This window comes from Marinobacter goseongensis (assembly GCF_023156235.1).
Lineage (GTDB): Bacteria > Pseudomonadota > Gammaproteobacteria > Pseudomonadales > Oleiphilaceae > Marinobacter > Marinobacter goseongensis.
The window spans coordinates 188,873-201,337 of record NZ_JAKZAI010000006.1 but is presented as its reverse complement, the minus strand read 5'-3'; the positions used below and the strand labels follow the sequence as shown (position 1 = coordinate 201,337).

The following is a 12,465-nucleotide window of genomic DNA, read 5'->3' as shown; positions in this document are numbered from 1 at the left end:
GCCCCATGACCCATACCACGACGGAACCGGCGACTCTGTCGCCGGCCCCGTCAGCCTCCGTGCTGGATGAGCATGCACGGGGCTGGCGGAAAACATTTTGGCAGGCAGCCCTGGTATTGGCGGTAATTTTCGTAGCCAGCTGGTACGTGGATCTGCTTGATTTCCGTACCCTGGCCAATGGTGTGCCTGCTATCGGGACGCTGCTGGGCGAGTCCCTGCCCCCGGATTTCACCAACGCCATGGACTGGGTATCGCCGTTGATTGACACCCTGGCCATGAGCATTGCCGGCACGGCCATCGCGGTTGCCGTCTCTGTACCGCTGGCATTCCTGGCGGCAAGGAACACCTCACCCCACCCGGCGGTCTTCCACATAACCCGCACGGTGCTGAACGGCCTGCGTTCGGTGCCTGAACTGATCATGGGCATCATCTTCGTGGCGGCGGTTGGCTTTGGTGCCCTGCCCGGTGTTCTCGCTCTGGGGCTTCACTCCATTGGCATGGTCGGCAAATTTTTTGCCGAGGCCATCGAACATGTGGATGCGGCTCCGGTGGAGGCAGCCGATGCAGCAGGTGCGACCCGGCTACAGGTACTCTGGCATGCGGTACTGCCCCAGGTACTTCCGCAGTTTGCCGACGTGTCTATCTATCGCTGGGAGTACAACTTCCGGGCCTCCACCGTGATGGGCATGGTCGGTGCCGGCGGTATCGGTTTTGAGCTGATGGGATCGTTACGCATTATGCAGTACCAGGAAGTCAGTGCCATCCTGATTGTTATCCTGATGATGGTGACGATGGTCGACAGCCTGAGTGGCCATCTCCGCAAAAAATTCAAGTAAGGACAGCGAATGAAACCACGAGTCGTCGTCACTCATCGAGTGCATGAGAGCGTGCTGGCAAGCATGGAACCCCATTGCGAGCTGATCACCAACCAGTCAGACGGCACGCTGCCGGCCACATCCATCAGGGCGCGTGCTGCCAGCGCCGACGCCATGATGGCATTCATGCCAGACAGGATCAGCGACAATTTTCTGGCTGCCTGCCCGAACCTGAAGGTGATCGGTGCCGCCCTGAAAGGCTATGACAATTTCGATGTTCAGGCCTGCACCCGCCATGGCGTCTGGCTGACCTTCGTGCCAGATCTGCTTACGGTACCGACCGCTGAACTGACGGTGGGGTTGACCATTGGCCTGACACGGCAGGTGCGGGCCGCCGACGAATTTGTCCGTTCCGGTCACTTCGCCGGTTGGGAGCCTCGGTTCTACGGCCTCGGCATAGAAGGGGCCACTCTGGGCGTTGTCGGCATGGGTGCGATTGGCAAGGCGGTGGCCAAGCGCTTCCAGGGCTGGGGGGCCAACTTACTGTACACGCAGCCCGACGCCCTGGCCGATGAGGAAGAAGCAGCGCTCAGCCTGACCCGCGCCAGTCTGGACGAGCTTCTAGCACAGTCCGATATCGTGATACTGGCCTTGGCACTGAACGACGACACCCTGCACACCATTAATGCTGCCCGCTTGGCGCGCATGAAACCGAGCGCGTTCCTCATCAATCCGTGCCGAGGTTCTGTGGTGGATGAAGCCGCCGTTCTCGAAGCACTGGCCTCTGGCCACCTGGGCGGCTACGCCGCCGATGTCTTCGAAATGGAGGATTGGGCCAGGGCCGATCGCCCCAGACAGATCAGTGCGGCGCTGCGGGCGCACCCGAACACATTATTTACCGCCCACATTGGTTCAGCGGTGCGGGATGTGCGTCTGGCCATTGAGCAACGTGCTGCGGATAACATCCTTCAGGCGTTGCGAGGTGAGCACCCCCAGGATGCAGTGAACGCGCCGCGGGACAGGGAGAGCAGTCCATGCTGAACCTGGTCTGGCTGAAGAGCTTCACCACTCTGGTGCACCACCGAAGCTTTCAGGCAGCAGCCCGGCATCTGGGCATCGCCCAGCCCACGCTCTCCCAACACATCCAAAAGCTGGAAGAACAGCTGGATGCCTTATTGGTCCGCCGCAGCAAGTCCGGGTGCGAGCCCACCCGGGCCGCCCTTGCGCTGATGCCGATTGCGCAGAGCATGTTGCGCCTCGAGCAACGAGCGCGGGAAGCTGTCGGTGGAACCGGGCTGCGTGTGGGCGCCAGTTCAAACATCGGCATCTACCTCCTGCAGCCCCATGTGCGCGCGTTCAGGGATGCCGCCACCGCACCGGAAGTGGACCTGGTGATCGACAACAACCCTGCCATTGGCAGTCAACTGACCCGGGGTGAGCTGGATATCGCCATCATGGAATGGTGGCACCCGAAACCGGGCTTCCGGGCCATAGGCTGGCGGCAGGAGCCGATGGTCCTGATCACGCCCCCCGATCACCCCTGCGCTGGAATGCAGGTAATTGACCGGGAGATGTTGTCGGGGATGACCCTGCTAGGTGGCGAGCCAGGTACAGGAACAGGTCGGATCCTGGCCAACTTCTTTGGGCATTCCGGGCCGTTCCCCAGCGTGGCCATGCAACTGGGCAGCACCGAAGCGGTGAAACAGGCGGTCAAAGCCGGCCTGGGCGTTTCGCTGGTGATGGCAGCGTGCGTCAGTGAGGAAGTGCGGGCCGGTACCCTGAGGGCTATTCCGGTCAGCCATTCCGGGCTGTCGAAATCGCTAATGGTGATAAGCCCCGAGTCCCTTGCAGGTCATCCTCCAGTGTCAGAGTTTATCCGCCACCTCTGTCATTGATAACAGCCTGAGACCCTGCACTGCTGGATCATTAGCCTGCGCCATGACGGTGGGTATGCTGTCGTTTCGGTGGTCCATGTGCCGGGCGCAAGTCAGCAAGATTGCGATTCTTGTTCTCGCGACGCCGCTCGCAGGCATCTTTCTATTCGTGAACAGAGGCCAGTTGCTTATCGGGGATGACGAGTTCATAAACTCGATGATTCCCCATCATTCAATCGCCATTAAAAACTCGCGGAGGGCGAGTATCAGTGACCCCCGCGCCAGAGAGCTCGCCGCTCAGGACTCCGCCGTGGGCAGTTCACCGCCCAGCATGTTCTCGACCACGGCCGCGTTGTAGAAGGTTTCAACGGTCTGGATCTTGTCGTCCCGCACCCGGAACCAGACCGCAAGCCGCACGTCTCCGATCGGTTCAAAGTGGGTGCGGTAGTCCAGAATGGCAAACACGTTCTCGCCGTCGGCACTGAGCTGACGGACGACGAGATCTTTCTGGATGGCCGCCATGCCGAACTGGTAGGCCAGCATGTCATCCGGGCGAAGGAAGCGCATATTCGGCCCCACGTATTCAAACCCGTCAGTCACCAGCAAGGCCTTGGCCTCTTCAAAACGCTGGGCGTGAATATCACCGATGAATTGCGCCACGATGTCTTTTGGCTGCATGTGCAGACTCCGTTTCTACGATGGGGACGATCCAGTCTTCCGGGATCCTACTCCCGCCATGGTAGCAAAAAGTACAACGGGACCCGCAGTGCATTTTCCAAGCCGCTTGCTACCAGGGCAGCTCATCGCCGTTGCTGTGCCAGAAAGAACCGGTATTCTCCAGATTGAGCGCTTCAATGCGCTCGGCGAGGCCTTTGGCAGACTCTTGCGGGCTGATCAGCCCACCGAAATTCACCATGCGGGTCTGTACATAGCCGGGGTGAAGCTGGGCCACGGCAATGCCTCTGGGCTGCAGATCCATCGCCAGAGATTTTCCGAAGGCGTTCAGCGCTGCCTTGGACGCACGATAGCCGTAACGACCGCCGGAATCGTTGTCAGCGATGGAACCCATGCGGCTGGTGATGTTGGCAATCTTGCCGCCGGAGGGGATCTGTGACACCAGCGCCTCTGCCACCCGTAGCGGTGCGTAGGCGTTGATCTCCATCTGGGTGCGGATCGAATCGAAGTCGATGCTGCCCAGTTTTTCATCCTGCAGCAGGCCGGCGTTGTTGATCAGCAGGTCGATGGACTGGCCTTTCAGTTCAGTGGTGAGCGTCTGGATACCGCTGTCGGTGGTGACATCCACCCCCTCAACAACGCGGGTCGCGATGGCATTCAGTTCGTCGGATGTGTGCCGGCACACACCGATAACAGCGCAACCTTCATCCGCGTAATGACGTGCAAGCTCGAGACCGATGCCACGATTGGCACCGGTAATGACGACGGTTTTGCGATTGGCCATGAGAATCTCCTCAACGGTGAAAACGTTCATTCAAACAGAAAAGGGACGCCCTCAGGAACCCCGTTTCTCCACGTGGTCGATGCAACTTTCCGACACCCAACTGCGTAACTGGTTACCTCCCAACAAAAAAGACCGCTACTATGGGTAGCTTTGTTTTCCGTAAAACAGGTGAGCGGTGACAGCACGAAGGCACAAGCAATGGCCCGCATGGATAGCGCTGTTATCCATGGTGCTGATCTATGTGGGGCCTTTGATTACCCAGGCGCAGCTGAACCCCGAAGCCGGGCCAGCCGCCCTGAACAGCCACCACAGTGATCACCACAGCCGCGAGCACAGCCCTGCACCTTCATCCGGGCAAACGGACCATTCCGATCCACTGCAGCATCTGGCCCATGGCGAATGCGGCTACTGCGTGCTGCTCAGCAAATTGCCGGTTCTTTCCTCCCAGGGCACGGCCGTTCCATCCAGTGCGCCCGCCGTCAGCGGCACCGGCCTTCCCGGTTTGCTGTCGCCCCCCCGCGCAATAACCCGCTTTTTGAATGCGCCTGTGCGCGCACCACCGGTCATGGTCTGACTCTCTCCCTTACCCTTTTTAGTCTGTATTGAGGAAGACCATGAACGAAATCCACAATTCCAGCGCTCCGCGCTGGGGCTATGCTTTGCTTGTACGCCTGCATTTTTATGCTGGCCTGTTTGTCGGACCCTTTATTTTTGTGGCGGCGCTATCCGGCGCCCTGTTCGCCCTGACGCCGCAAATCGAAAACTGGCTCTATTACAGCGAACTGACCACCGAGACCACTGGCACGGCGAAGCCGCTGGCTGACCAGATCCTGACGGCCCGCAGCCATATCGGCGACGCAGCCACCCTCGCCGCCGTCCGTCCTGCCCCAAAGCCAGGTGAAACCACCCGGGTCATGTTTGCAGTGGACGGTTTGCAACCTTTCGAACACCAGGCGGTGTTTGTCGATCCGGTGTCTCTGGACGTCCGCGGCGAACTGGTGGTGTACGGGACCAGCGGCACCCTGCCATTCCGCATCTGGATCGATTATGTTCACCGCCACCTGCATCTGGGCGAGGTAGGGCGCTATTACAGCGAACTGGCCGCCTCCTGGCTCTGGCTGGTGGCCCTTGGCGGCCTTGCACTGTGGTGGCGCCGACGGCGCTCGAACCTTACCCCTCAGGTGGCCAACGAGCGCGGCACGCTGCGCCAGTGGCACAGCGGTATGGGCGTGGTGCTGTTGCTGGCATTCCTGTTCTTCTCAGTCACCGGTTTGACCTGGTCAAAATGGGCAGGCGCCAACATTGCCGAATTACGCGCCCAACTGGACTGGGGCACACCCGGGCTGAACACCGAGCTGATCGGCTCCACGCCTCAGCAACATCAGCACGGAGCACACGCCGGTCACGGTATGTCCGCGGTAATCACCGCAGGCGAGGATAATGCCGCCGCGTACGATGCAGTGCTGCAACAGGCACGGGCGGCCGGTATTGATGCCGGCATGGTGGAAATCAAGCCCGCCACAAACGTATCCCGCGCTTGGGTAGTGCGTGAAATCGACCGCAGCTGGCCGACCCAGGTCGACATGGTAGCCGTTGACGCCCGAACCCTGACCATCACCGATCGGGTGGATTTCGAGACTTTTCCCCTTGCCGCCAAACTCACCCGTTGGGGCATCGATGCCCACATGGGCATCCTGTTCGGCCTGGCCAACCAGCTGTTCGTGGCTGCCTGCGCGCTGGGACTGTGCGTGATGATTGTGCTGGGGTATCGAATGTGGTGGTTACGCCGGCCAATCCGCTCTGACCAACAGCGCCATCGCCCGCAACGGGTCTGGACCGAATTGAAAAAGGCACCGGCGATGGCACTGGTGGTGGTGACGTTTGTTGCCTTGGGCCTGGGACTCTTCGCCCCGGCGATGGGCGTCAGCCTGGCGGTCTTTCTGGCACTGGATGCGGCCCTGGCGTTGCGGGATTCCAGGCGCTTAAAAGTGCCTTGACCTGAGCGAGCCAAAACCGGCAATCTTCAGGTTCCCGGCCACTGCGCCAGCGACTACCCAGGCGACGTATGGATTCTGAATCTCGACACCCTTCCGATGAACATCACACCCCCCCGGGTAACCCCGGGGTGGTGCCCACGGCAACATCCTCTGACATCGGCCAATTGATCCAGCGGGTGGTTCGGCGGGATCGTTCCGCCTTTGCCCAGCTCTATGAAGCCACCGCCCCGAAACTTCTGGGTACCGTGATGCGTATCGTAAGAGACAGGGCTTGGGCAGACGACGTGATTCAGGACGCCTACATCAAGGTATGGCAGAAAGCCGGGCAGTATGACGCGGCCAAAGCTTCACCGATTGCCTGGATGGCCTCCATTGCCCGCAACAGCGCCATCGACGAGCTGCGGAAGCAACCGGCACGGCGCTCCATGGGGGATGAGGAGATTGACGAAATCGCGAGTGTCCAACCGACAGCTCAAGCCGAACTTGAAGAGCAGCAGGCGGTTAACAGCCTGAACAGCTGCATCGACGAACTCGAGAAAGACCGCCAGGACATGGTTCGCCTGGCTTATCTGAATGGCTGGTCCCGTGACGAACTGGCTGCCCACTTTGATCAACCGGTAAATACCGTGAAAACCTGGCTGCACCGTGCATTGAAACAACTGAAAAGGTGTCTGGCACCATGACCGACCATGACAATCTCGATACGCTGGCGGCGGAGTTCGTGCTGGGAACGCTGCCCCCGGAAGAGCGGGCCTCCGTGATTGCCCGCCGCGAGGATGACCAGGCGTTCGATGACCTGATTCTCGCCTGGGAAGAGCGTCTGGTGCCTTTGCTGAATGAGGTGACGCCCATTCAGCCCGGTCCGGACCTGCTTGCCCGCGTCGAAAAGCGCCTGGACGAGCTTGAGGCCACAACGCCCGTGTCTCTTCGGAGACCGCCAACCGCAACCGTTACTGCGCTGCAACAACGGGTACGCCGGTGGCAGTGGAGTACCGCCGTGACGTCTGCCGCTGCGCTGGTCCTGGTGGCCGTGCTGGCCTTCCAGCCAGCGGAACAACCACAATCTTTCGTGGCGGTGTTCCAGCACGATGACCAACAACCGGCCTTTATGCTGACTGTGGATCTGGACAACCGCCAGTTGAACATTCGCCCGGTCACCGCCGAGCCGGTGCAGAACAGGTCCTATCAGCTATGGATCAAGGCCGATGAGCTGGGGCCAGACCCACGCTCGGTAGGTGTACTGACCAACAACATGACCATCGACCAGTCGGCACTCAGCCAGTATGACCCGCAGCTTCTGAAAAAGGCCACCTTCGGCATCAGTGTCGAACCTGCAGGCGGTTCACCGACGGGCAAGCCGACCGGGCCGGCGATTCATGGCTACCTGTACCCCACCACCGAAGGCAATTCGGGTCAGCGGTTCTAAAAAAAACCGGGGCAAATGCAACTTTTGAATTATCCATGCGTATCTTTCGGTACGCCCATCCGATAACAAACCAATGATGGGGATAATTGAAAATGAGGAGAACGCAATGAGCACGCACTTCAAAAAGAGCACATTTCTCACTGCAGCCCTGCTGTCCACAGCACTGACTTCCGGCGCAGCACTGGCCATGGATCACGGGAAAGTAGGCGTGAAGGCTAGTGACCAAGACGTCAGCAGTGGCACTGTTACCGCCAAGAAAGTGATGGCCGAGAAAAACGGCTGGCTGGTTGTGCATCGCACCGACGAAGCCATGAAGCCGGGCCCGGTGGTTGGCCACGCTCCCATCAAAATGGGCAAGAACATGGACGTAGCAGCGATTCTGACCGAGGAAGTAAAGTCCGGTGAGATGCTGATGCTGATGGTTCACAGCGAGGACGGTGGCAGCAAGACCGGCATCTTCGAATACACTCTCGGCGCCAAGGAAGACGGCCCGATCCGTAAAGACGGCAACCTGGTCATGAAGACCGTCACCGCGAAATAAGACTTTTCGCGACAACCCGGCGGGCTCTGGCCTGCCGGGTTGGTCATCACCGCTTTACTGCCCCTTCCACACTGACTCTGTCGCGTACCGACTGAATCCACTTGTAGAAGACGGGTACCAGCAGCGTACCAAGAATGGTCGCCGCCACCATACCACTCAGTACTGTGACACCCAGGCTGACCCGGCTGGCCGCACCGGCACCGCTGGCGAAGACCAGTGGCAACACGCCAAGCACGAACGACAGCGCCGTCATCAACACCGCCCGGAACCTCAACACCGCCGCCTTTTGCGCCGCTTCAACAGTGCTCATCCCGGACTGCCTCAGCTGCATGGCAAATTCCACGATCAGAATGGCAGTTTTGGTCGATAGCCCGACCAACAGCACCAACCCCACCTGGGCGTAGACGTTATTGGCCAGCCCCAGTAACCAGAGCCCGCCCATAGCACCGAACATCGCAAGGGGTACCGCCCCGATGACCGCCAGCGGCAACGTCCAGCTCTCGTACTGGGCCACGAGAAACAGGTACACAAACACAATGGCCAACAGGAAGATCACGGTGGCGAGACTGCCCGCCTGTATTTCCTGCAGGCTCTGCCCTGCCCAGCTGAACTCATAACCCTGTGGCAATTTCTCTGCCAGGGTGGCCATGGTGGTCAACGCATCGCCACTGGCGAAGCCCGGGGCCGCCTCCCCCGATATCGTGACCGATCGCTTGAGATTGAAATGCTGGATGCTGGACGGACCGAGCACCGGCTCCAGCGATGCCAGAGTGGTCAGCGGCACCATGTCACCCTGTTGATTGCGCACCTGGTAATAGGACAGGTCCTCCGGCTTTTGGCGGAAACTCCCTTCCGCCTGCAGCAACACCCGGTAGTTCTTACCAAAGCGGGTGAAATCGTTGACGTACAGCGAGCCCAGTTGCGTTTGCAGCGTGGAGAAAATATCCGATAGCTGAATACCGAGCGCCTTGGCTTTGTTGCGATCCACCTGCAACAGATACTGGGGGATGTTGGCGCGGTAGGTGCTGTAGACCCGGGTCAGCGCCTCCTGCTGGTTGGCCTCGTAGATCAGGCCGTTCATAACCTGCGAGAGCTCGGCCACATCCCGGCCCAGATTATCCTGAAGGCGGAAATCGAATCCCGAAGACGTACCCAGCCCGGGAATGGGCGGCGCATTGAACACCATCACCTGGGCCTCCGGAACGGTCCAGAGCCTGGATGACAGCCGCGGGATCACCTGCTGCAGTCCCAGGGCCGGATCTTCACGCTCCTCCCAGTCTTTCAGCATGATAATGCCCAGACCGTTGTTGGAATTGGTCCCACCCAGCAACGAGAAGCCCGATACGGTAATGAAATCGGTCACTGCCGGATCTTCCAGTACCATGTCTGTCACTTTCTTCAGCACCACGTCGGTTCGCTCCAGCGCGGCGGCGTCCGGCAACTGCACATCCACAAACAGGAAACCCTGATCCTCCGGTGGCACAAACGCTGTGGGCACGGCCTTGAACAACCCGGCACTGGCGACCAGAACCGCCACCAATCCCACCGCCACCAGCGCGCCTTTGCGCAACAGCCGGCTCACCACACCGTCGTAACCGTTGGTTCCGCTGACGATCATACGTTCGAACGGCCTTAACCAGCGAACCGGCTGGTTTCCGCCACGCCCCAGCAAGGCAACGCACAGGGCCGGACTCAGGGTGAGCGCGTTGATCGAGGAAATGACGACAGCCACCGAGATGGTGACGGAGAACTGCTTGTACAGCTCACCGGTGATACCCGGCATGAACCCCACCGGCACGAACACCGCCAGCAACACCAATGTGGTGGCGATCACCGGGCCGGAGACCTCCGCCATGGCCTTGGCCACCGCGTCGCGAATGGGCAGTTGCTCTTCCTGCAGGATTCGCTCTACGTTCTCGATCACCACGATGGCATCGTCCACCACAATACCGATGGCAAGCACCAGGCCGAACAGGGTGATGGTGTTGATGGAATAGCCCAGCACCGCCATCACCGCGAAGGTACCGATCAGCGATACCGGAATGGCGATGCTGGGGATCAGCGTGGCACGCCAGTTCTGCAGAAACAGGAACACCACCAGGATCACCAGGGCAATGGCCTGAAACAGGGTGACGATTACCTCGTCAATGGAGCGGCTGATAAATTCGGTGGTGTCGTAGAGAATGCTATAACCAACACCGTCGGGAAAACCCGGCTCAGCATCCGCCACCACCTTTTTCACCCGCTCTGCCACCTCAAGGGCGTTGGCATTCGGCAGCTGGTAGATCACCAGAAACGCCGTGTCCCGATTATTGAGCCGGGCGGTGGAGGCGTACGACCGGGACCCGAGCTCGATCCGCCCGACATCCCGCAACCGGACAAACCCACCATCGGATCTGGCGCGGAGAATGGTCTGGGCGAACTCGTCCGGGTCGGATAAGCGCTCGCGGCTCTGGATGCTGTAAACGAATTGCTGCCCCGCCGGCACCGGCGATTGTCCCAGCTTGCCAGCCGCTACGATCTGGTTCTGCTCTCTGAGCGCTGCAGCCACTTCGGCAACGGTGATGTCGAGGGATGACATGCGCTGGGGATCCAGCCAGATCCGCATGCTGTAATCCTTGGCGCCCATCACTTCCGCCGAGCCCACACCCGGCACGCGGCCCAGAGCTTCCACCAGGTTGTTGGAGGCGTAATTGCTGAGGAAAACGCCGTCCAGGTCTGGTCTGTCAGAGGTCAGGTTGATACCCATCAACATGTTGCCGGCCTGTTTGCTGACCACCACCCCCTGTCGTCTCACCTCGTCCGGCAGGAACGGCTCGGCCAGGGCAACGCGGTTTTGCACATTGACCTGTGCAATGTCGGTATCGGTACCGCTTTCAAACGTCAGGGTGATCTTGGCCGCACCATCACTGGATGCCGTTGATTCGATGTAGATCATCCCCTCTACCCCGTTGAGCTGCTGCTCAATCGGGCGAATGACCGCTTCCTCCACCACCTGTGAACTGGCGCCGGGCAGGGTTGCGGACACCTGAACCTGAGGCGGAGCCATATCGGGGTACATGTTGACAGGCAGCCCCCGAAGGGCCAGCAGTCCGGCCAGGGTAATCAGGATGGAAATAACAAACGCGAATTTCGGCCGCCGAATGAAGACGCTGCTGATCATTGGCTAACCTCGCCTGCAGCGGTGAGGGCACCGGTGTCCGGATCAATCCGCTTTGATACAGGGTTGACGGCAACCCCGGCGCGGACTTTCTGCAAACCTTCCACTATCACCTGCTCGCCAGCCTCCAGCCCGGTCTCGGCCACCACCATGGCACCGCGGCGGGGCCCTGCTGTGAAGAACCGCTGGGCCACCTTTTGCTGGTCGTCCACCACCAGCACGAACTTGCCTTCAATGGTTTCCTGCACCGCCACCTGTGGCACCAGGATGCGCGCCTCACCCGCCTGCCCTTCCACGTGCAGAGTCACATACAATCCGGGCAGCAGCACCGCATTGGAATTGGGGAACACGGCTCTCATTGCAACAGTACCGGTACTGGCGTCGGTGCGGACATCCGCGAAGTCCAGCGTACCGCCCTGGTCGTAGCGCTTACCATCCGGCAGGGTGAGATACAGAGACAGGTTATTGACGATCGTCTCGGCTTGCTCACGTCCGGCCCGGCGAAATGCCACGTAATCTGCCTCGTTGAGCTGAAATTCCACGTAGATGGGGTCGGTAACAAGAATTTCAGCAATGGCGCCACTGGCGGGGCTGACAACTGCCCCCACATCAAAATTCGACTTGCCGATCCAGCCGTCAAAGGGCGCTTTTATTTCGGTGTAACCCAGATTGTTGGCCGCCTTTTCCACGGCTGCTTCGGCTGCCTGCAACCGCCCCTGTGCCGCGCTGAAACGGTCCTTTAATTTGTCCAGATCGGACGCCGACAGGTAGCCTTTGCCTGCCACGTCCTGGCCTCGCTGGAGGTTGGTGCTGGCCGACTGCAGCTCAGCCCGGGAGGCGGTCAGTTCCGCCTCGGCCTGCCTGAGATCGGCCCCAGCGTTGGTGTTCTCGAGGCGAACCAGTAGCTGCCCCTGCTCGACCCGGGAGCCTTCCTTGAACTGGATCTCCCGGATTTCCGCCTCGATGCGGGCGGATACATCCGCTTTAGCCGACGCCGCGGTTCTGGCGACAAACTCCCGCGAGGGCCTCACCTCGGCGTTCTCCAGCACCACCACCGACACAGACACCGGGGCCGCCTGCGGCGGCTCAGTGGATTCCGAGCACCCCGTAAATAAAGCAAGGGCGGCGAGAGTGAGTAGAAAAACAGGTGGCTTTGATTGGACAAGCGGGCGCAAATACAGAAATCTGGACAT

At 60.2% G+C, this 12,465-nt stretch carries 12 protein-coding genes; 8 read left to right on the top strand and 4 right to left on the bottom strand.

Annotated features, from left to right (window positions below; all coding sequences use genetic code 11):
* The first annotated feature begins 5 nt into the window (after positions 1-5).
* Genes phnE through MLC70_RS07535 form a run of 3 tightly spaced genes read left to right on the top strand, consistent with a single transcriptional unit; the run spans position 6 to position 2,710 of the window.
* On the top strand, positions 6-836 hold the full coding sequence (gene phnE / locus MLC70_RS07545; protein ID WP_248182679.1) for a phosphonate ABC transporter, permease protein PhnE: 831 nt from the start codon (positions 6-8) through the stop codon (positions 834-836).
* 9 nt (positions 837-845) lie between these two features.
* Positions 846-1,856: a phosphonate dehydrogenase gene (locus tag MLC70_RS07540; RefSeq protein ID WP_248182678.1), complete on the top strand. Its 1,011-nt coding sequence runs from the start codon at positions 846-848 to the stop codon at positions 1,854-1,856.
* Positions 1,850-2,710 (top strand): LysR family transcriptional regulator, encoded by an 861-nt coding sequence (locus tag MLC70_RS07535; protein ID WP_248182677.1) that lies wholly within the window; start codon positions 1,850-1,852, stop codon positions 2,708-2,710. Before MLC70_RS07540 ends, MLC70_RS07535 begins: the two co-directional genes overlap by 7 nt.
* 276 nt (positions 2,711-2,986) lie before the next feature.
* Here the strand turns inward: MLC70_RS07535 and MLC70_RS07530 are convergent, their stop codons facing one another.
* Together MLC70_RS07530 and MLC70_RS07525 are read right to left on the bottom strand one after the other, a co-directional pair.
* Entirely contained in the window at positions 2,987-3,367 is a 381-nt protein-coding gene (locus MLC70_RS07530; protein ID WP_248182676.1) for a nuclear transport factor 2-like protein, read from the bottom strand.
* A gap of 109 nt (positions 3,368-3,476) precedes the next feature.
* Complete coding sequence (locus MLC70_RS07525; protein ID WP_248182675.1) at positions 3,477-4,148, bottom strand: SDR family oxidoreductase; 672 nt, start codon at positions 4,146-4,148, stop codon at positions 3,477-3,479.
* A gap of 175 nt (positions 4,149-4,323) precedes the next feature.
* Between MLC70_RS07525 and MLC70_RS07520 the strand changes: the two genes are divergently transcribed.
* The 5 genes from MLC70_RS07520 to MLC70_RS07500 all read left to right on the top strand — a co-directional run bounded on the left by MLC70_RS07520 (position 4,324) and on the right by MLC70_RS07500 (position 8,112).
* Positions 4,324-4,722 (top strand): DUF2946 domain-containing protein, encoded by a 399-nt coding sequence (locus MLC70_RS07520; RefSeq protein ID WP_248182673.1) that lies wholly within the window; start codon positions 4,324-4,326, stop codon positions 4,720-4,722.
* Between the two features lie 40 nt (positions 4,723-4,762).
* On the top strand, positions 4,763-6,145 hold the full coding sequence (locus MLC70_RS07515; RefSeq protein ID WP_248182671.1) for a PepSY-associated TM helix domain-containing protein: 1,383 nt from the start codon (positions 4,763-4,765) through the stop codon (positions 6,143-6,145).
* A gap of 68 nt (positions 6,146-6,213) precedes the next feature.
* Positions 6,214-6,828: a sigma-70 family RNA polymerase sigma factor gene (locus tag MLC70_RS07510; RefSeq protein ID WP_248182670.1), complete on the top strand. Its 615-nt coding sequence runs from the start codon at positions 6,214-6,216 to the stop codon at positions 6,826-6,828.
* The gene (locus MLC70_RS07505) at positions 6,825-7,571 is read left to right on the top strand and encodes an anti-sigma factor (RefSeq protein ID WP_248182667.1); all 747 of its coding nucleotides are present in this window, start codon (positions 6,825-6,827) and stop codon (positions 7,569-7,571) included. The genes MLC70_RS07510 and MLC70_RS07505 overlap by 4 nt, the downstream gene beginning before the upstream one ends.
* Before the next feature lie 106 nt (positions 7,572-7,677).
* Positions 7,678-8,112 carry a DUF7282 domain-containing protein gene (locus MLC70_RS07500; protein ID WP_248182665.1) on the top strand — a complete coding sequence of 145 codons (435 nt, stop codon included), beginning with the start codon at positions 7,678-7,680 and terminating at the stop codon, positions 8,110-8,112.
* A 46-nt stretch (positions 8,113-8,158) separates the two neighbouring features.
* Here MLC70_RS07500 and MLC70_RS07495 read toward each other — a convergent pair whose 3' ends face one another.
* Complete coding sequence (locus MLC70_RS07495) at positions 8,159-11,275, bottom strand: efflux RND transporter permease subunit (RefSeq protein WP_248182664.1); 3,117 nt, start codon at positions 11,273-11,275, stop codon at positions 8,159-8,161.
* Complete coding sequence (locus MLC70_RS07490) at positions 11,272-12,339, bottom strand: efflux RND transporter periplasmic adaptor subunit (RefSeq protein ID WP_248182663.1); 1,068 nt, start codon at positions 12,337-12,339, stop codon at positions 11,272-11,274. Before MLC70_RS07490 ends, MLC70_RS07495 begins: the two co-directional genes overlap by 4 nt.
* Between the last annotated feature and the right edge of the window lie 126 nt (positions 12,340-12,465).